Origin of the sequence: Aeromonas sp. 601039, from assembly GCF_049174415.1 — a bacterium.
In the GTDB taxonomy this organism is placed as follows: Bacteria; Pseudomonadota; Gammaproteobacteria; order Enterobacterales; family Aeromonadaceae; genus Aeromonas; species Aeromonas veronii_A.
In genome coordinates, this window is record NZ_JAAKTL010000001.1 from 242,465 (window position 1) to 261,008 (window position 18,544).

General features: G+C 63.7%; 17 protein-coding genes. 3 read left to right on the forward strand and 14 right to left on the reverse strand.

Annotation, left to right across the window (positions count from 1 at the left end; translation table 11 throughout):
• Positions 1–4: 4 nt before the first annotated feature.
• The 9 genes from G5195_RS01070 to G5195_RS01110 are packed head-to-tail and all read right to left on the reverse strand — an operon-like array spanning position 5 to position 9,686.
• The gene (locus G5195_RS01070) at positions 5–1,204 is read right to left on the reverse strand and encodes an ABC transporter permease (protein ID WP_421235737.1); all 1,200 of its coding nucleotides are present in this window, start codon (positions 1,202–1,204) and stop codon (positions 5–7) included.
• The gene (locus G5195_RS01075) at positions 1,204–2,418 is read right to left on the reverse strand and encodes an ABC transporter permease (RefSeq protein WP_421235738.1); all 1,215 of its coding nucleotides are present in this window, start codon (positions 2,416–2,418) and stop codon (positions 1,204–1,206) included. Before G5195_RS01075 ends, G5195_RS01070 begins: the two co-directional genes overlap by 1 nt.
• A complete protein-coding gene (locus G5195_RS01080; RefSeq protein ID WP_040066014.1) occupies positions 2,419–3,108 on the reverse strand; it encodes an ABC transporter ATP-binding protein in 690 nt (229 codons plus the stop codon).
• Positions 3,101–4,240 carry an efflux RND transporter periplasmic adaptor subunit gene (locus G5195_RS01085; RefSeq protein WP_421235739.1) on the reverse strand — a complete coding sequence of 380 codons (1,140 nt, stop codon included), beginning with the start codon at positions 4,238–4,240 and terminating at the stop codon, positions 3,101–3,103. The genes G5195_RS01080 and G5195_RS01085 overlap by 8 nt, the downstream gene beginning before the upstream one ends.
• A gap of 27 nt (positions 4,241–4,267) precedes the next feature.
• Positions 4,268–7,432 (reverse strand): efflux RND transporter permease subunit, encoded by a 3,165-nt coding sequence (locus G5195_RS01090; protein WP_421235740.1) that lies wholly within the window; start codon positions 7,430–7,432, stop codon positions 4,268–4,270.
• Positions 7,425–8,462, reverse strand: coding sequence for an efflux RND transporter periplasmic adaptor subunit (locus G5195_RS01095; protein ID WP_421221431.1), 1,038 nt, complete (start codon positions 8,460–8,462; stop codon positions 7,425–7,427). Before G5195_RS01095 ends, G5195_RS01090 begins: the two co-directional genes overlap by 8 nt.
• Before the next feature lie 36 nt (positions 8,463–8,498).
• Positions 8,499–8,945: a DUF6691 family protein gene (locus G5195_RS01100; RefSeq protein ID WP_421221430.1), complete on the reverse strand. Its 447-nt coding sequence runs from the start codon at positions 8,943–8,945 to the stop codon at positions 8,499–8,501.
• A gap of 13 nt (positions 8,946–8,958) precedes the next feature.
• Complete coding sequence (locus G5195_RS01105; RefSeq protein WP_368150173.1) at positions 8,959–9,372, reverse strand: YeeE/YedE family protein; 414 nt, start codon at positions 9,370–9,372, stop codon at positions 8,959–8,961.
• A complete protein-coding gene (locus G5195_RS01110; RefSeq protein WP_005338008.1) occupies positions 9,372–9,686 on the reverse strand; it encodes an ArsR/SmtB family transcription factor in 315 nt (104 codons plus the stop codon). Before G5195_RS01110 ends, G5195_RS01105 begins: the two co-directional genes overlap by 1 nt.
• Before the next feature lie 88 nt (positions 9,687–9,774).
• On the opposite strand from G5195_RS01110, the gene G5195_RS01115 reads away from it, so the two are divergent.
• The 3 genes from G5195_RS01115 (at position 9,775) to G5195_RS01125 (ending at position 11,744) form a co-directional block, all read left to right on the forward strand.
• The gene (locus tag G5195_RS01115; RefSeq protein WP_337073604.1) at positions 9,775–9,960 is read left to right on the forward strand and encodes a DUF2892 domain-containing protein; all 186 of its coding nucleotides are present in this window, start codon (positions 9,775–9,777) and stop codon (positions 9,958–9,960) included.
• 422 nt (positions 9,961–10,382) lie between these two features.
• Positions 10,383–10,787 carry a hypothetical protein gene (locus tag G5195_RS01120; RefSeq protein ID WP_227340909.1) on the forward strand — a complete coding sequence of 135 codons (405 nt, stop codon included), beginning with the start codon at positions 10,383–10,385 and terminating at the stop codon, positions 10,785–10,787.
• A gap of 228 nt (positions 10,788–11,015) precedes the next feature.
• Entirely contained in the window at positions 11,016–11,744 is a 729-nt protein-coding gene (locus tag G5195_RS01125; RefSeq protein WP_201990472.1) for an MgtC/SapB family protein, read from the forward strand.
• A 92-nt stretch (positions 11,745–11,836) separates the two neighbouring features.
• Here G5195_RS01125 and G5195_RS01130 read toward each other — a convergent pair whose 3' ends face one another.
• The 5 genes from G5195_RS01130 to G5195_RS01150 all read right to left on the reverse strand — a co-directional run bounded on the left by G5195_RS01130 (position 11,837) and on the right by G5195_RS01150 (position 18,315).
• Complete coding sequence (locus tag G5195_RS01130; protein WP_139740684.1) at positions 11,837–12,847, reverse strand: substrate-binding domain-containing protein; 1,011 nt, start codon at positions 12,845–12,847, stop codon at positions 11,837–11,839.
• A 27-nt stretch (positions 12,848–12,874) separates the two neighbouring features.
• On the reverse strand, positions 12,875–14,290 hold the full coding sequence (locus G5195_RS01135; RefSeq protein WP_421235741.1) for a glycoside hydrolase family 32 protein: 1,416 nt from the start codon (positions 14,288–14,290) through the stop codon (positions 12,875–12,877).
• Positions 14,290–15,654, reverse strand: a complete 1,365-nt coding sequence (locus G5195_RS01140) for a sucrose-specific PTS transporter subunit IIBC (RefSeq protein ID WP_421235742.1) — start codon at positions 15,652–15,654, stop codon at positions 14,290–14,292. The genes G5195_RS01135 and G5195_RS01140 overlap by 1 nt, the downstream gene beginning before the upstream one ends.
• Before the next feature lie 83 nt (positions 15,655–15,737).
• Complete coding sequence (locus G5195_RS01145; protein WP_421235743.1) at positions 15,738–16,694, reverse strand: aminoimidazole riboside kinase; 957 nt, start codon at positions 16,692–16,694, stop codon at positions 15,738–15,740.
• Between the two features lie 115 nt (positions 16,695–16,809).
• Positions 16,810–18,315 (reverse strand): carbohydrate porin, encoded by a 1,506-nt coding sequence (locus G5195_RS01150; protein ID WP_421235744.1) that lies wholly within the window; start codon positions 18,313–18,315, stop codon positions 16,810–16,812.
• Positions 18,316–18,544: the final 229 nt, after the last annotated feature.

Genomic DNA, 18,544 nt, shown 5'->3' on the forward strand with positions numbered 1-18,544 from the left:
CGGCCTAGTCACCGCGCAGGGCAACCACGGGGTCGAGACGCACTGCCCGCAAGGCAGGAGCGACCCCGGCCAATAGGCCAACCAGGGCGCTGCAACCAAGCGCCAGCAGCAGATAGAGAGGATGGAGGGTGAGCGGCAAGCCAGCCGCCAGCAGGGTGAGCAGCAGTTTTAGCCCGCCGAGCAGGGTCAGTCCCATGGCCCCGCCCAGCAGCGCCAGCACCACGGCTTCGAGCAGGAACAGCAATAGAATGCGCCGCCGTGGGCAGCCCAGCGCCATCAGCAAGCCCACTTCGGGGATCCGCTCCTGCTGGGCGATGCTCATGATGCTGAAGATGCCGACCGCCCCGATCAGCAGCGAGATAATGCCGAGCCCGCCAACCGCCAGCTTGATGATGGAGAGGATCTTGTCGAGGCTGGTCAGCATATCCTGCTGGGAGGTGAGGGTAAAATCCTCGGCGCCGTGGCGGGCGATCAGCACCCGCCTGATCTGGGCGGTGATCTCGGCCTCCGCCTGCCCAGCGCGATAGATGACGTCGATCTCCTGCAGCCCCTCCTTGTTGAACAGCGCCTGGGCGTGAGCGGCGGGCAGATAGATCATGTCGTCCAGATCAAAGCCGAGAAATTGCCCCTTGGGCGCCAGCACCCCGGCCACCCGAAAACGGCGATCACCGGCGCGCAGCAGACTCCCAGGCGCATCGCCACCGGGAAACAACTCAGCCGCCACCTTGGCCCCCAGCACCGCATAGGCGCGGGGCATGGCACTGTCGTCCGCGGGCAGAAAACGCCCCTGCACCAGGGTGAGTCGCCAGCCTGAGAGCGCCGCCGAGCCTGTGCCCAAAATAGCGGTGCTGCGGGTGAGCCCGCGGCTGCGCACCTCCCCCTGCCCCTGCACCACAGGGAGCGCCGCCTCTACCCCTGCCAATCTGGCGAGGGCATCGGCATCCTCCAGCAGCAGGGGACGGCTGCTGGAGAGGATGCCTGGCGGGCCGCCTGCGGTTTCGGTCTTACCCGGGGTCACGGCGATCAACCGGGTGCCAAATTGGGAGAAGCTGTCGAGCAGATAGAGCCTGAGCCCCTCGCCGATGCCGGTGAGCAGGGTCACCGAGGCGATCCCGATGGCGATCCCCAGCGCCGACAGCAGACTGCGGCTGCGCCCCGCCAGCAAGGCGTGCCAGAGCCAGAACAGCAGATCAGCGGCGCGCATCAGCCACCGCTCCACTGCCCGCTGCGCAGGCTGCTGACCGGATCTTGCCGTGCTGCACGGGAGGCGGGCAGCCAGCTAAAAAACAGCCCGGTCAGCAGGGCCGCCGGTATGGTGCAGAGGGTCGCGAGCAGAGGGACAGCCGCCGGAAATCCGGGCCAAATCACTCCGGCGAGGGCAACCAGGGCATAGCCCAACACAGTGCCAAACAGCGCGCCACTGCCGCTCAGCAGCAGCGCCTCCCACAAAAACAGCTGGCGGATCTGGCGACTGTCAGCCCCCAGCGCCTTGAGCAGGCCGATCTCGCCGGTGCGCTGGCGAGTGCTGATCAGCGCAAGATTCATCATCATGATGCCGGAGACCAGCAGGCCGATGGCGCCGATGCCGGCAACTGCCAGGGTGAGGGTCGAGAGAATGGTGGAGAAGGTAGCCAGCATGGCGTCGCGGCGCACCACGGTCACATCGAGCACCCCGTGGCGCGATTGCATCAGCTGCTCCAGTCGCTTGACCAGCGGCGGCACCGCTTGCCCCGCCAGCGGCTGGATCAGCAGCCGAAACAGCCCCTCGGTGTTGAACAGCCGCATGGCGCTACCGACCGGGATCAGCGCGGCCTCGGCCATGTCCATCCCCAGATTGCTGCTCTGGCTGGTGAATACCCCCACCACCCGAAAGCGGCGATTGTCAAAACGCAGCCACTGACCGACCGGATCGACCTGACCGAACAGCTCACGGGCCACCTTGGCCCCGAGCAGGACGGCCGGTCGATCCTCTGCGGCATCCCCCGGCAACCAGCGGCCGGAGAGCAGCTCCAGCCCGTGGGTATCGCGCAGCCCGTTGCTGCTGCCAAGCAGCATGGTCTGGCGCAGCCGTGCCCCTTGTTTGGCCTCGGCAAAGCCCATCACCAGCGGCACCAGCCGCACGTTTGGCTGGTGCTGGCCAAGGTAGTGCATATCATCGAGAGTGATCTGCCGCAGACTGTTGCCGGTGACCGGCGGCAGCCCGCCGGTGGTCTCCTTGCGGCCGGGGAACATCACCAGCAGATCCTTGCCAAGGGAGCTGAACTGGTCGGCCACATAGCGCCTCGCCCCCTCCCCCAGCGCGGTGAGCAGCAGCACCGAGGTGACGCTCAGACTCACCGCCAGGATCAAGACCAGCGCCCGTGAACGCTGACGCAATAACGCCACGGCGGCAAAGCGGATCACATCGGGCCGCCGCATTCAGCCACCGCCGCTATCAATGTTGATGCGGCCATCGTTCATCAGGATCCGCCTGCCCGCCCGCTCACCAAGGCGCGGATCGTGGGTCACTACCACCAGCGTGATCCCCTGCTCCCGGTTGAGCCCCTCCAGCAGGGTAATCACCTCCTCCCCGGAGCGGGAGTCGAGATTGCCGGTGGGCTCGTCGGCCAGGATCAGCCGCGGCGCCATTGCCATGGCCCGGGCGATGGCTACCCGCTGACGCTGACCGCCGGAAAGCTCGGCAGGGCGGTGTCCGGCCCGGTTCTCCAGCCCCAGCTCTCCCAGCAACTGCTGGCTTCGGCGATGGCGCTCGGCGGGGGCGATCCCGCACAGCATCAGCGGCAGCTCGACGTTTTCACGGGCGGTGAGGCGGGAGATGAGGTGAAACGACTGGAACACGAAACCGATGCGATGGCCGCGCAGCTGGGCCAATGCGGGTTCTGACAGGGTGGCGGTATCCTCCCCTCCCAGCCAGTAACGCCCCTCATCGGGCCGATCCAGCAGCCCCAGCACATTGAGCAGGGTCGATTTGCCGGATCCCGAGGGGCCCATCACCGCCAGATACTCCCCCTCGGCAACCCGCAGGGAAACGCGGTCGAGGGCAGCCACCTCGCTCCCCCCCAGAGTGAAACGACGGCTGACGGCATCAAGGCGAATGAGATCACTCATCCGTCTGCTCCGTGGCGGCGCTGAAAGGGCCCTCCCCGACAATCTGTCCGGGCTGGGCTGCCAGCCGATCACCGGCAGCGAGCCCCTCGGCCACCTCAATCCAGTTCCAGTTCTCCACGCCCCAGCGGGGCACCACCCGCACCAGCGTATCCCCTTCCAGCCGCAGCACGCTGCCATCGTCGGCCCGGCTGCTGGCCGCAACCCGCAGCACATCGGTGGCGCGGGTCACCTCGACCTCAAGATCGGCGCTGTAGCCGATAAGCAGGGGTACATCGGTGGGCAGGGCAGTGAGCGATGCCTCCACCTCGACGGTGCGGGCCTGCTTCTCCAGCTCCTTCACATAGGGGGCGATACGGGTGACGGTAGCGGCAAAATCGCGCCCGGGCATGGCATCGAGCAGTACCCGGGCAGACTGGCCCACCTTGAGGCGGGCGGCATCCACCTCATCGATGGGGGCTGAGACATACAGACACTTATCATCGATAAGATCGATCACCGGAGGCATGGCCACTCCGGGCGGTGAGGGGGTCATGTATTCGCCCAGCTTGCTGTTGACCTCCGCCACCACGCCGGCAAACGGCGCCAGCAGGCGACGCTCGCTCAAGCGAGCCTCCACCTGGGCGACCTGCGCCTCGTCGACCCGCTCCTGCTGACGGGATGCCTGACAGACATAGCGGCGGGTATCGGCCAGATTCTGGGCCTGCTCAGCGAGGGTGCGGGAGGTGAGGTTTTTGGCCAGCAAGGTGGCCAGCCGGTTGGCCTCCCGCTCGTAGTAGGCCGCCTCGCTGCAACGCTCCTCGCGCTGGGTCTTGCCGAGCGCCTGCTGGGCGCGGGCCTGGGCGAGATCGGCGTGAATATCGTCACTCCAGAGGGTCAGCAGCAGATCTCCCCGGGCTACCCGCTCCCCGGCCTTGACGGCGATCTGCTCCACCACGCCGCCACCGGGCAGACTGAGTCCGGCCCGCTGACACGACTTGATGGTGCCAGCCCGGGTGTTGACCACGGTGACCAGCACATCCCCCCGCCCGACCTCAGCCAGCCTGATCGGCGTCGGCTGCGGTCGCCACCACCATGCCACAGCAGCCACCGCTACCACAGCGCCACTTCCCCACCACAACCAACCTCTCTTCATCGCGCATCCTTTCGCTAGTGACTCCCGTCATGTGCGTCGGGAGAGCAGGGCATAATAGAGCAAGGGTATCACCACCAGGGTGAGCAAAGTGGAGACCAGGATCCCGAAAATCAGGCTGATGGCCAGTCCGTTGAAGATGGGATCATCGAGGATAAACAGAGCCCCGATCATCGCCGCCAGCGCCGTCAGCATGATGGGTTTGGCCCGTACCTGCGCCGCTTCGATCACCGCCTGCTCGAACGCCACTCCGGCGCTGCGCTGCTGCTCGATAAAGTCCACCAGCAGGATGCTGTTGCGTACGATGATCCCGGCCAGGGCGATCATCCCTATCATCGAGGTGGCGGTAAACTGGGCCCCCAGCAGGGCGTGGCCCGGCATCACCCCTATGATGGTGAGCGGAATGGGGGCCATGATGATGAGCGGCACCAGATAGGAGCGGAACTGGGCCACCACCAGCAGATAGATGAGGATCATCCCCACTCCGTAGGCGATACCCATGTCGCGGAAGGTCTCGTAGGTGATCTTCCACTCCCCGTCCCACAACAGCGCCACCTCTCCCAGTTTATCCGGCTGCTGCACGTAATACTGGGGCAGGTCGATGTCGGCACCGGCAGCAAACATGCCGTAGAGCGGGCTGTCGGTGTGGCCGCCCATGTCGGCCACCACCATCACCATGGGCTGCATGTTCTTGTGCATGATATAGCTGGGGGCCACCTCATCACGGCGACTCACCAGTTCGGAGACCCGCACCAGCTGGCCGCTCTGGCTGCGCACCTTGAGGGCCAGCACGCCCGCCAGATCCCGTTTGTCACCGGGAGCCAGTTCGATGCGGATCGGCACCGGATACTTGGCACCGTGCCCCTGCAGCCAGCCGGCATCCTGATAACCCACCCCACCATTGAGAGTGCTCACCAGATCCCCGAGATCGACCCCGAGCAGGGCCGCCTTGCTGCGATCCACCACCAGCCGCCACTTGGGCTGCGGATCGGTCAGATAGATATCCACATCCACCAGATCCGCCGTGGCCACAAAACGGGCCTGTACGGCGCGAGCGGCCGCTTCGCGGGCGGCCTGAGTCGGGCCATAGATCTCGGCAACGATGGGGGACCAGACCGGCGGGCCGGGCGGCACCTCAACGACTTTCAGGTTGCCCCCTGCCGCACTGGCGATGGCCTGCAGCGGCTCCCGAACCGACTGGGCAATCTGGTGGCTACTGCGATCCCGCTCATGCTTGTCCACCAGATTGACCTGAATATCCCCCACGTTGGCGCCGCTGCGGATAAAGTAGTGGCGCACCAGCCCGTTGAAATTGATGGGGGCGGCGGTGCCGGCATAGACCTGGTAATCCTTCACCTCCTCCACCTTGGCAAGCTCCCGCCCGACCGCCAGCAGGGTGCGCTCGGTCTGCTCCAGGGTCGCCCCCTCCGGCATATCGAGCACCAGCTGAAATTCCGACTTGTTGTCAAAGGGAAGCATCTTGAGCACCACCCACTGCACCACCGGCATGGCGGTAGCGGCCCCGACCAACAGCAACACCGCCAGCCAGAGCTTGCGTCTGGCGCGCTTGGCGCCATCACCGATCAGGAAAGGGGTCATCAGCCGGTGAAAAAGACCCGCCTTGGCCTCGCCGTGGGCACCGTGCGCCTCCCCCTTGAGCAAATGGCTCGCCAGCCAGGGGGAGAAGATAAAGGCCACCAGCAGGGAGATAAGCATCCCCATGCTGGCATTGATGGGGATGGGGCTCATGTAGGGGCCCATCAGGCCACTGACAAAGGCCATCGGCAGCAGGGCCGCGATGACGGTTAGGGTCGCCAGTATGGTCGGCCCCCCCACCTCGTCCACCGCCCCCGGGATCAGATCCTTGAGCGACCCCTTGCCCAAACCGCGATGGCGGTGGATGTTCTCCACCACCACGATGGCGTCATCCACCAGAATGCCGATGGAGAAGATCAGCGCAAACAGCGACACCCGGTTGAGGGTAAAGCCCCAGGCCCAGCTGGCAAACAGGGTCAGTGCCAGGGTGATGACGATGGCAACCCCCACCACCAGCGCCTCACGCCAGCCCATGCTCACCAGCACCAGCAGCACCACCGCCGTGGTGGCAAAAATCAGCTTGCCGATGAGGGTGTTGGATTTGGTCTCGGCGGTAACGCCGTAATCCCGGGTCACCGTCACCTCGACCCCGGCAGGGATAAGCCGATTTTTGAGACTCTCGACCCGCGCCTCCACCCGCTTGGCCACCTCGACCGCGTTCTGGCCCGGCTGCTTGCCGATGGCCAGGGTCACCGCCGGATAACTGGCCTGCCCTTGCCCCATCCAGCTGCGTTTGGTCGGGGTCTCCTGACCCAGAGAGACCCTGGCCACATCCCCGAGATAGACCGGCTTGCCATCGTGCAGCCCCACTACCAGCTCGCGGGCCTGCTGATCGTTTTGCAGGAACTGCCCCACCTGCACCTTGATCTCACTGTTGTCTTGCTCGATAGCCTGTGTCGGGCCCACCTGATTGGCGGCAGCAAGTCGCTGGCTCAGCTCGCCCCAGCTGATGTCGTGGGCGCTGAGGGCCGCCGGATCCGGCATCACCCGCAACACGGTGCTCTGGCTGCCCAGCGTGTAAATATCGCGGGTACCGGGAATGCGCTTGAGTTCGGTCTCCAGCTCATGGGCGACCCGGGTCAGCTCGGGAGCTCCCAGTTGTTTGCTCCCCTCTTTGCTCCATAAGGTCAGACTGACGATGGGGACATCATCGATCCCCCGGGGTTTTACCAGTGGTTGACCGACCCCGATCCCCTGTGGCAACCAGTCGCGGTTGGAGTCGAGCTGGTTGTTGAGATCGACGATGGCCTGCTCGCGGCTCACTCCCACCTTGAACACCACCACCAGCAGGGCGCCATCGGGTTGGGAAAAAGAGTAGAGGGTATCAATGCCCTTAATCTGGGAGACCACCTGCTCGGCAGGGGTGGTGACGAGAGAGGCCACTTCAGCCGGAGTGGCTCCCGGGAAGGGAATGTAGACATCAGCGAAGGTGACATCAATCTGCGGCTCCTCCTCCTTGGGGGTCACCAGCACTGCAAACAGGCCGAGCAGCAGCCCCACCAGCGCCAGCAGCGGGGTGATAGCCGAGCCTTGGAACAGCGCAGCCAGCCGACCGGCAGGCCCCAACCTCTCCTTGTTGCCGTTCAGCTCGCTACTCATGGGCCACCTCCTGCTGCTGCGCCCAGCCATCGGGAGCCAGCTTGTCACCGGCTTGCAGCCCGGCCAGGATCTCGCACTGTCCTTCAAAACAATGGCCGACCCGCACCGGCGTCAGGGCCCAGCCAGCAGGCTGCTGCAGATAGACGCCGTTGAACTCCCCTTGCCGCAGCAGGGCGCGATCCGGCACCTGCAACACCTGACGTTCACCCTGCTTGAGCTGCACCTTGAGCCACATGCCGGGCAATACCCCGGCGGTTTGCGGCGGCAAGTCGAGGCGCAACCTGAAGGCGTGGCTCTGGCTGTCGGCATAGTTAAAGCGGGTCAATTTGACCGGGGTAACAGACTTGCCATCCGGCAGCAGCACTTGCACATCCGCAGGCTCACGAGCCAGCGTCAGGGCGGATTGGGGCAGCTCCACCTCCACCCGCAAGGTGTCGAGGGAGAAGCCGGAGAGCAGCGGGGTACCGGGGGCGACAGTCTCCCCCAGCTCCACCAACCGCTTGGTCACCACCCCGGCGTAGGGGGCCAGAATGCGGGTATAACCGTAAGCCTCGCGGGCCTGAGTAAGAGCCGCATCGGCAGCGTTCACCTCGGCACGGGCGGCGCGATCAGTCGCCTGGGCATTGTCGAGCTGGGCGCGAGTGATCACCCCTTTGGCAATCAGAGCCTGAAAACGAGCAAGCTGGCGCTCTGCCTCCACCTGCTGGGCCTTGGCTCTGGCCAGTCGCGCCTCGGCCCCCGTGACGGCGGCAAACTGCTCCTTGCCGCTGATCTCGAGCAGCGGCTGTCCCGCCTGCACCTGATCGTTCACATCCACCAGCATGCGGGAGACCCGGCCGCTGGTCTGGGCCGCCACCGTCCCCTGATTGATGGCACTGACAGTGCCATCCAGCGTCAGCCAGTCGGTCACCTGACGGGGAACCAGAGTCAGGGTGGCATCACCATTCGCCTCGGCAGACCATGTCATCGGAGAGACAAGAGCGGAGGTCACAGCCAGCATGGCGGCCCCCAGCAAGCGGATCTGTTCCATGATATTTCTCCTTCCCCGACACCAGGGGCAATCCATTCAGGCAGAGCGGGGGTGGCAGCGCTTCTCCCGCACCTTTACCAAGACCCGATCAACAAGCAAAATCCCGGCCACCATGGCCGCTATAAACAACATTATCATGGGCTGCCCGCTGGAAATGAGACTCAGAGCAGGCCCCGGGCAGATACCCACCAATCCCCAGCCGATGCCAAACAGTGCGGCCCCGCCGATCAGCCGGCGCTCCAGTCTGGGAGCCGGTACGGCGACGATGGGCTCCCCCAGCACACTCTGGCGACGGGGTTTCACCAGCAGAAAATAACCCGGCATAAAGACCAGCAGGGCCCCTCCCATCACGAAGGCGAGGCTGGGATCCCAGGCCCCGGCCAGATCGAGAAATCCGGTGACCCGGGCGGGATCCACCATGCCGGAGATGGCCATCCCCAGTCCAAACAACAGGCCAGCAAACAAACTTGTCAGCAACTTCATGGCGAACAGCCTCTTACAACAGATGATGAGTAACGAAGACGGTGATAAAGCCCGCCGCCATAAAGGTCAGGGTAGCGACGATGGAGCGCAGGGAGAGCCGCCCCATGCCACAGATGCCGTGGCCGCTGGTGCAGCCATTGCCAAGACGGGTACCGACCCCGACCAGCAGACCGGCCAGTAGCACAACGGGCCAGCCGGGCAAGGTGGTGAATACGGGCATGCTGGCCCAGCCCAGGGTCAGCGCCAACCAGGCACCCGCCCCCAGTCCCAGCAGAAACAGCACCCGCCAGGGCGCACGGTGTTGCAGCGCACCGGCCAGAATGCCGCTGATCCCAGCCACCCGGCCGTTGAACAACATCAAGATCAGGGCCGACAGCCCCGCCAGCATGCCACCGCCCAAAGAGAGCAGCCATTGGCTTTCCATCATCAAGATTCCTTATTTTCCGAGTGACAAAAATGGGTTTGCAGCGCTCCCAGCACATCGGCGGCCGCCTCGCTCACCAGCGAGTAGTAGATCTGCTGGGAGACCTTGCGCGAACGGATAAGGCCGTAGCGCTTCAATACCGAAAGTTGCTGGGAGAAGGCCGACTGCCCAAGTTGGCTATGGGCCAGCAGCTCCCCGACCCCCTTCTCCCCCTCCACCAGCTGGCAGAGCACCATCAGGCGTTCGGGATGAGCCAACGCCTTGAGCAGGGAGGCGGCGGCTGTCGCATGTCTGTTCATCTCGTCGAATTGGCTCATAAGAGTAAATTAGCAATTGCTGATATTTGTTCTATTGTATAAAACAACACTAAATTAGCAACATCTAAAGTAGAGAAGGAGAAAGACCATGACAGTAGATAACGGAGTCAGAATCGTCGCGGGTTGCATGTTGCTGCTCTCGCTGATCCTTACCACCTGGGTTCATCCGGGCTTTGTCTGGCTAAGCGTCTTTGTCGGGGTCAACCTGATCCAGAGTGCGTTCACTGGGTTCTGCCCGGCAGCCCTGATCCTGAAGCGCTTGGGGCTGAAGTAACAGGTCGCGCAAGACAGGGGAGGTCCTGCTAGCGGGGCGTCATCGCGCGGCGATAGCTATCGTCGCTCCCTGATGCTTATGGAGGTAGCCAGTCGGCCCCATTATTGACAAACTTGTATCTAAATGTTGCTGGAAGGCCGATAAGGCTTTACCTCACCGCTCTGGATGAGTACCATTTTGCCGTTCTTAACACAGCGGAGACCATCAGTGGGCAACTCATCAAGTGACAGTTGTAGACCGACCCTCATCGTCGGTACCAAGGTCGCGAGCTAGCCGCAGGTCTTTCTCTGCCGCATGCTCGCAACCCTGCGAGAAGCGGAAATACACTCCCCTCTTCTCCCTTTTTACACTTGACGTCAGGTGATCTGGCTTTGCCATGACACCTTGCCTGCATAGTTTCTGCTTCCCACAAGGAGGCTGCTATGCGTTTTATCTCAATCAAACCGGCTGCGGATCGCGCGGTCGCAACAGGTTCTGTTGCACCCCGGGCTCACCCCCTGCTGAGCAAGCTGGGGCGCGGCATGTTGCCACGCTGGCTGGGCGGCAAACCGCGCCAGCACCACTATAGGCTGCAGATCCGCTGCGAGGATCGCGCCGATATGGAGCAGGTGCTGGATATGGTGAGCCACACCCTGCAACCGGCCGGACTGCAACCGATGCAATCGATGAAACCGGGTCGCAGCGGCGGGCGAGAGCTGGTGCTCAATGTGCACTGCACTCCACCCCAGCGCCGCTATCTGGTGCAGTTTGTTCATCAGGTCGGAGTAGCGCATCCGGTGCGCTGGGAGCTGCGTCCGCGCATCGACACGACTCCCGAACTCAACTGACGCGCATCCTGCTGCACTAACGACCGTTCAAGGGGCCAGCCACGCTGGCCCCACTTGTTGCGTCCTCTCCGAGCGTCAGGGCATCTGATGATGCTCGCGCCCCGGAAGCTAAACCCGGGACGCTGCGTTTTTCTGCTGGCCATCCGCTCAATCCCCCTCTGATCCATCCGCCACCCGGCGTTTCATCATGGATTGTGCCAAGCCAGCTTTCATAAGAAGGAGTACGCCATGAAGATGTGGCAACAACTAGACATGCTCTCACTGCTCGACACTCTGGCTAGCCTGCTGCTCGCCTTTGTGCTCGGCAGTCTGGTCGGGCTGGAGCGCCAGTACCGCCAACGTACCGCGGGCCTGCGCACCAACGTGCTGGTCGCCGTGGGAGCCGCCCTGTTCGTCAGCCTGGCCCAGCGAATCTATGACCTGCACGGCGGCAACTACAACGTGGTCCATGTGGTGGCCTATATTGTCTCCGGCATCGGCTTTCTCGGCGCTGGCGTCATCATGCGCGAGTCGGGCAATATCCGTGGCATCAACACCGCCGCCACCCTGTGGGGTGTCGCTGCGGTCGGCGCCGCCTGTGGCGCCGGGCTCGCCATGGAGGCCATTCTGGGCGCCCTGTTCGTGCTGGCCGCCAACACCCTGCTGAGACCGCTGGTCAACCAGATCAACCGTCGCCCGGTAGACAATCTGGACACAGAAGTTACCTACAAGGTGACAGCCCTGACCCCGCGCGAGCATCAGAAGGAGGTGCTGCACTGGCTCGAGGAGATGCTGGAGCAGGCCAACTATCCCATGAGCGAGCTCGACATCGAGCCGTTTGGCGAGAGGGATCTGGAGATCTCGGCGGTGCTGCTGGCTACCTCCATCGATGGTGACGAGCTCGACGCCCTGATGGTGAAACTCGGCATTCATCCCCATATCAAGCAGATATTCTGGCGCGCCAGCACCACGGATTGAGTTGTCGATCAGAGTCATGGCTCCATCCACTAACGGCAAAAAGCCCCGCCAGCAATGGCGGGGCTTTCTCATATGGGATGGGCGAAGAGTGGCTAGCGGCGGCTGCGCCAGCGCACCCTGGGGGTGATCACCTGGGCAGTCTGCGCCGGGGGATTGCCCGCAATCAGTTGCTGCATCAGCTCGAAAGCGGCGAGGGCCAGCGCCGGACAATCCTGCGCCACCGAGTCGATTCGCATGGGAATGCAGTCGAGCAGGTCGTGATCGTCGAAGGTGCACAGCCGCATCCCTGTCTCCATCAACCCCGCCTCGTTGAGGTAGCGCAGCACCCCTTCCAGCAGGGTAAAGGAGGCGGTAAAGAGCCCCCTTGGGGGCGCCCCCAGCTCGGCCACCAGCTCGGCCATCAGCTGATAACCGGAGCTCGGCTGATAGTCGCGATGGCGCACCCGGGCTGCATCGGCTTCAAAACCGGCGCGATGGAGCCCCAGCTCATAGCCCGCCAGCCGGTGACGGCTGGGGGAGAGATCCAGCAAACCGCCGAAGTAGTAGATCTGCTCGCCGCACTCGCTGGCCATGTCCCGCACCAGCTCGGCGGTGGCCTTGCAGGCATCGGAGATCACCATGGGCAGGCGCGACTCGCCAATATGGCGGTCGAGCTGCACCACCGGCAGGCGGTCGTGGATGCGGGCATAGATGTCATCGCTGTGGCCGCTGGAGGCGACAATCAGCCCATCCACCTGGCGGCTGATGAGGTTGTCCACCACCCGCTGCTCGAGGGCGGGATCATCCTCGGAGCAGGCGATCAGCAGCTGGATGCCCGCCTCCCGGCAGTGGGCCTCGAGGGCGCGGGCGATGCGGGCAAAACCGAAGTTGGTGAGATCGGGGATCACCAGCCCCCAAGTGTAGCTGCGGGTCTCGCGCAGGGAGCGGGCGTGAAAGCTCGGCAGGTAGTGACACTCCTCCGCCACCGCCTGAATGCGCTTGCGGGTATCGTCGGCAATGCGGTACTCCGCACTCTTCCCGTTGAGCACCAGACTGGCGGTCGCCTTGGACACCCCCGCCAGTTCGGCGATCTGGGCAATCGTGATCCGTTTCTTCTTCTCCACCTGGCCTCCCGGCTGACTAGAACCGGGCTATTGTACTAGGCACGCCGACAGCGGCCAGTGATTGAGGCAAATTTTGCAGCCATCATCGCCGTTACCTGATGAAAGTTGCGGTTTTTCCCCAGGAAAGTAGCGCGCAGACAGGCTGTGACGGCCCTCATCGATGAAACACTCCAGACTGGAGCGATCGCACAGGACGGTGATCAGTCCACCAGCCCATGGGCTGCTGCGGGTCTCCCATACCCCACTCTGCCAGTTCTGGCGCCGCAAGGTAATGTGCCCCGGCTGCCACACCAGCTCGGCCACGGCGCCGAACCAGAGACTCCCCTCACCGCAGAGATCCAGATCGAGCCAGGCCGAGTCGATGGCCAGCCCCGAAAATTCGCCGAGCGTCCCCTCGAAACGGGTCAACTCTCCCTTCAATGCCGCAAGCTCCGCCACCGGCCGCTGGCAGAGCCACTCATCCTGCCAGAACAGCTCCCGCGGGCAGCTCATCTGGTGGATCCAGCCGTGAGCGACCGTAGGCTGGCTCATCTCGTTCTCCTCCGGCAGCCCCAGCCAACCGAACAAGAGGCGGCGACCCTGAGTGTCCAGGGTAGTTTGCGGCGCATAGAACTCGAAGCCCCGGTCCAGCTCGTGGAAAGCCCCGTGCTCGAAGCGCTCGCCGTCGAAATCCCCCGCCAGCCAGCCGCACTGGTAGAGGTTGCGATAATCCTCGCCTGCCGGGGCAATCCCCTGCGGGCAGCTGATCAACACATGGCGTTCCCCCAGCGGGAAGAGATCCGGGCACTCCCACATATAGCCAAACTCACCCAGCCCCCCGTGCCCACTGCCGGCGATGGGGCCCACCCGCTGCCAGCTTTGCAGGGTGTCGCCGCGATAGAGCAGCACTTCCCCCTTGTCATCCAGGGTGCGCGCTCCCAGCACCATCAGCCACTGTTTGCCGTCGTGCCACACCTTGGGGTCGCGCACATGGCCGCTGTAGCCTTCGGGTAGATCCAGCACAGGTCCCAGCTTGGCAAAACCGCCCTCACCGTCGGCGCGGGACAGACACTGATAGGCGGTGCGGCTGCCATCCGGGAATTTGACGTTGCCGGTGTAGATAAGGGTCAGGCGCCCCTGCTCGTCGCTCACCGCAGAGCCCGAATAGCAGCCGTGGCTCTCATAGGCTTCGGTGGGTAAGAGCGCCACCGGCTCGTGCTGCCAATGCAGCAGATCGGTGGAGGTGACATGGCCCCAGCCCTTGTTGCGGTGCTCGCAGCCAAGCGGGTTCCACTGGTAGAAGAGGTGGTAGCGCCCGTCGTGCTCGATAAAGCCGTTGGGATCGTTAAGCAGCCCCACCGGGGCTGCCAGATGCCAGCGGGGCCGATGGGGATCGGCCGCCGCCTTGAGCTGTCCGGCCAGCAGCGACCGGACAATCTGGTTGAGAAGATCGCTTACCTTCATCACTCCACCTTGTACTTGAGCAAGGTGGAAGCGGCGAAGGCGGCGCCAAAGGCGATCACCAGCCCGATGATGTAGTGAATAAGGCTCATGGGCTGGACGATGGCCATGCCGGGAATACCTGTCAGCCCTACCGCCGTCATCCCCACCTTGGCCGCCACCACGTAGGCGCCGCCGCAGGCCCCGCCAAACAGACCGGCGAGGAAGGGTTTGATGTAGCGCAGGTTGACGCCAAAGATCGCCGCTTCCGTGATACCCAGCAGGCAGGACATGGCCGCCGGCACGGTAATGGCCTTGATCTTCACATCGCGGGTCTTGAAATAGACCGCGAGGCAAGCCCCGCCCTGTGCCACGTTGGCCATGGCCCAGATGGGCAGCAGGAAGTTGACGCCAATTTGCGGATTGGCCAGCAGCCCCGCCTCGATGGCATGGAAGCTGTGGTGGATGCCGGTGATGACGATAAGTGAATAGGTGCCGCCAAACACCAGCCCCGCCAACCAGCCAGCCTGCTCATAAAGGGCGCTCAGACCGAACGAGATGCCATCCCCCAGCACCCGACCCGCCGGGCCGATAAAGAGCAGCGCCACAAAGCCGGTGATGATGACGGTGAGGAACGGCGTGAGGATCAGATCCAGTGCATCCGGAATGCGCTTGCGCAGCTGTTTCTCCAGATGGGACATAAACCAGACCGCCAACAGCACCGGGAAGACGGTGCCCTGATAGCCGATCATGGCGACATCGAGCCCGAAGAAATCCATGGTCTTGAAGCCACCGGCCACGCCCCAGGCGTTGGTTAGCGCCGGGTGGGTGAGGATGCCGCCGAGGGTCGCCCCGAGGTACGGATTGCCGCCAAACTCCCGCGCCGCCGTAAAGCCGATGAGGATCGGCAGTATGATAAAGGCCGCCGAGCTGAACATGTCGAGCATCACAAACAGAGCGCTGTCGGCATTGGCCCAGCCGTAGGTGCGCACCATGCCGAGCAGCCCCATCAGCAGGCCCGAGGCGACGATGGCCGGAATGATCGGCACGAAGATGTTGGAAAGGGTTCGCGCCAACCGCTGGGCCACGTTGAGCTTGGCCGCCGCCATGTCGGTCAGCTCAGCCTTGCTGGCGGTGCCGGTACCGGTCAGCGCCACAAACTCCGCATAGACCTTGTTGACCAGACCGGTGCCGAAGATCACCTGAATTTGGCCCGCGTTGCTAAAGCACCCCTTGACCCCCTCCAGCTTGTCGATGGCGGCCTTGTTTACCTTGCTGTCATCGGCCAGCACCAACCGCAGCCGGGTGGCGCAGTGGGCAGCGCTGACAATGTTCTCCTTGCCCCCGAGCAGGGGCACCAGATCCTTGGCTATCGCACTGATATTCATATTCTTCCTCTTATGACCCGCCACGCTGGCGGGCCCTTGTCACATGAGAGTAGGGGCTGTCGAGCCGGGCTTCTAGCCTCAGCTCAACAGCCGCTTGCACCTGATCGCAAAAAGGCATCCAGTTCGGTGCGGGTCGGCAGCGCCGTCATCGCCCCCTTGGCGGTGGTGGCGAGCGCCCCGCAGCCGTGGGCCTGAGCCAGGATGGCGGGTAGCTCGGCCAGAGTCGGCAGCGACGAGCGCCCGGCCAGCGCCTCCAGCAGACCGGCGACAAAGGCATCCCCCGCCCCCGTGGTATCGATGGGCGTCACTTTCTGCCCCACCCACTCCAGCAACTCGCCATCAAGGCGAGCCACCACCCCGGCCGCCCCTCTGGTCACCAGCATCAGCGCCGGGCCAGAGAGAGTTGCAAGCCCAGCGACCAGTTCATCCTCGCCACTCAGCAATTGCAGCTCCTCGATGGAGAGCTTGACCACATCCGCCTGTGCAATGGCCTGACGCACCAGCGGCAGCATCTCGGCGGGGTTGCCCCACACTTCGGGGCGGAGGTTGGGGTCGAAACAGACCCGCCCGCCTGCCGCCTTGATGGCCGCCATGGCCTGCAGGCAGCTGGTGCGCACCGGTTCGTTGGCGAGCGCGATGGAGCAGGTCAGCAACCACTGACCGGCATCGAAGCGGGGCAACTCATTTGGGGTGAGAAACTGGTCGGCACTGGGGCGCACCATAAAGGTGAAGCTGCGCTCCCCCTCGTCATCCAGTTCTACCAGCACGGTAGAGGTGCGATGGTCTGGATCGAGCCGCAGCGCACCGATATCCACCCCCTCCCCGCTCAGGGTGTCGGCCATAAAGCGGCCGAACGGGTCAGCACCAACCCGGCCGATAAAGGCCGCATCGCCGCCCAGCCGTGCCACGCCAACCGCCACATTGGCGGGCGCGCCACCCGGACACTTGAGGTAGTGCAACGCCCCTTCCGGGATCAAGTCCACCACCGCATCCCCCATTACCCACACACGATTCGTCACCTTGCTACTCCACTGCTGCATCGGATCCACGGTCAAACCCGAACTCTATTCTGTTGGCTGGCATTATCAGCTAAACCGTTTTAGCAAACCAACAGATCTCGGCACCGGCTGCCATTTTTGTGATCGGGATAACGAACTAGAACCAGGTTTCCATCTGCACGCCAAAGTTCCACTCGCCACCGGCGGTGAAGTTGCTCTGGCCCATGGCATCGTCGCTGGCGTAGTTGTCGAGCTCGGAGGACCAGTCCATCCAGCTGACGAACACCCGCAGTTCGGGCCGCTCGAAGAAACCGGCGGTCTGCGCCTTGAAGGTGGGGGCGAAGGTGAGCTTGGTGAAATTGCCGTTCACCGCCTGGCGTCCCTTGTAGCCCTTGGGATCGAGATCCATGTACTGCCAGGCCGCCTCGTAGACCAGCTCGACGTTCTGGCTCAGCACCTGCGCTACCCGGGTATTGACGGTGAGCCAGCGGTACTCGTCCCCTTTCACGTAGCGATCCTGACTCTGCTCGGCCAGCAGGGCCGGGGCAAAACGCCAGCGCGAGTTGAGATCGGTGGCGCCAAACACGGCGACCCGCACTGCATCGGCGTCCGGCAGCAGTTCGCTGTCAGAGCCCAGCCCCTTGACCTCGGCCCCCAACCCATGACCGTACAGCACCGCTGCCTTGGCAAACCCTGGGTTGATGCCAAAGAAGCTCTCGCCGTGGTAGGCCAGCAGGGTGTGTGCCCCCTTGTCCGCCGCATCGCTGCCCGCCACCTTGTCATTGATGCGGGCGTCATTGTCCTTGGCCGAGAGACCGTTCACCATCCACTGCCAGTTACCGATGCGGTTGTTCATGGTGAGGATGTAGCTCTCGATATCGGAGAGACCGCTGGCGCTGATGTCGCCGTAATCGCGGCCATAGAGGGAGAAGTTGGCCTTCCAGCTGTCGGCCAGCTGCACGTCGTAGACGCCGCCGCCGGTACCGGCCAGGAACACCACGTCGGAATCGAGCCAGTGGATGTCAAAGTTGTCCCGATCAAAGCGCTTACCCGCCCACAGCACCGCATTCTTGAAGGGGCCGTCGAAGCTCGCCAGATTGCCGATCTCGGCAAACACCTGACGGGTATTGAGGCTCGAATCGCTGGCGGTCCAGTCGTTGCTGGTCTCCACCCCGTCTGCCAGCATCAGCTTGTAGCGGGCCCAGCTGCCATCCTCGAAGGTCTGGGTTTTCAGCAGGTTGACCTCCATGTAGGTGTCATCCTCGTTGCCAAGGCGACCGACGGCCCCACCCACCGAACCGGCTGGCGTGATGTAGGGGCCGCCGCGCCCGCCGTTGCCATTGCCGTTGACCAACAGGCCCGAGCGGGCGTAGCCGTGAAACTCGAAGCCCTGGGCACCAGCGGTCTTCTCATCCACCTGCTGGCTGCGGTTGTCGGCCACCTGAGCCTGCTCGCTCGCCGCGCTCGCCTTCACTTCCGCCTGACTGGCACGGCTCTCTGCCGCCTCGGCTCTCGCTTCGGCTGCCTGTACCCGCGCCTCCAGCGCCGCCAATCTGGCCTCGACACTCTCACCTGCAATACTCGCCTGCGCCGCCCACAGCGGGCTGCTCATCCCCAATCCCAGCGCTACCGCCAGCGCCAACTTGCTCTTGAACATCATCATCTTCCTCACCTGTCATCTGTGGCCCGGACGGGCGCTGTTGTTATCGACAGCCAGAGCATAGCTAAACCAATTTAGCTAACTCAATATGACAACTAAACCGTTTCAGCAACAGTGTGAGCGGGATAACATTTGTACAGCAGGAATTGGCGGGAGTTGTGAGGAGGATCCCTCATCAGGATCCACTCAATAAGGCGGATCCCGATTCTGCGAGCAGCGACCCTGACAATGT

Excerpts from the sequence above, each read along its gene's own strand:
- G5195_RS01070 (WP_421235737.1), bottom strand. The coding sequence starts at position 1,204 with ATGCGCGCCGCTGATCTGCTGTTCTGGCTCTGGCACGCCTTGCTGGCG.
- G5195_RS01085 (WP_421235739.1), bottom strand. The coding sequence starts at position 4,240 with ATGAAGAGAGGTTGGTTGTGGTGGGGAAGTGGCGCTGTGGTAGCGGTG.
- G5195_RS01125 (WP_201990472.1), top strand. The coding sequence starts at position 11,016 with ATGAAGATGTGGCAACAACTAGACATGCTCTCACTGCTCGACACTCTG.
- G5195_RS01145 (WP_421235743.1), bottom strand. The coding sequence starts at position 16,694 with ATGCAGCAGTGGAGTAGCAAGGTGACGAATCGTGTGTGGGTAATGGGG.
- G5195_RS01140 (WP_421235742.1), bottom strand. The coding sequence starts at position 15,654 with ATGAATATCAGTGCGATAGCCAAGGATCTGGTGCCCCTGCTCGGGGGC.
- G5195_RS01100 (WP_421221430.1), bottom strand. The coding sequence starts at position 8,945 with ATGAAGTTGCTGACAAGTTTGTTTGCTGGCCTGTTGTTTGGACTGGGG.
- G5195_RS01110 (WP_005338008.1), bottom strand. The coding sequence starts at position 9,686 with ATGAGCCAATTCGACGAGATGAACAGACATGCGACAGCCGCCGCCTCC.
- G5195_RS01105 (WP_368150173.1), bottom strand. The coding sequence starts at position 9,372 with ATGATGGAAAGCCAATGGCTGCTCTCTTTGGGCGGTGGCATGCTGGCG.
- G5195_RS01135 (WP_421235741.1), bottom strand. The coding sequence starts at position 14,290 with ATGAAGGTAAGCGATCTTCTCAACCAGATTGTCCGGTCGCTGCTGGCC.
- G5195_RS01095 (WP_421221431.1), bottom strand. The coding sequence starts at position 8,462 with ATGGAACAGATCCGCTTGCTGGGGGCCGCCATGCTGGCTGTGACCTCC.
- G5195_RS01075 (WP_421235738.1), bottom strand. The coding sequence starts at position 2,418 with ATGCGGCGGCCCGATGTGATCCGCTTTGCCGCCGTGGCGTTATTGCGT.
- G5195_RS01150 (WP_421235744.1), bottom strand. The coding sequence starts at position 18,315 with ATGATGATGTTCAAGAGCAAGTTGGCGCTGGCGGTAGCGCTGGGATTG.
- G5195_RS01080 (WP_040066014.1), bottom strand. The coding sequence starts at position 3,108 with ATGAGTGATCTCATTCGCCTTGATGCCGTCAGCCGTCGTTTCACTCTG.
- G5195_RS01120 (WP_227340909.1), top strand. The coding sequence starts at position 10,383 with ATGCGTTTTATCTCAATCAAACCGGCTGCGGATCGCGCGGTCGCAACA.
- G5195_RS01115 (WP_337073604.1), top strand. The coding sequence starts at position 9,775 with ATGACAGTAGATAACGGAGTCAGAATCGTCGCGGGTTGCATGTTGCTG.
- G5195_RS01090 (WP_421235740.1), bottom strand. The coding sequence starts at position 7,432 with ATGAGTAGCGAGCTGAACGGCAACAAGGAGAGGTTGGGGCCTGCCGGT.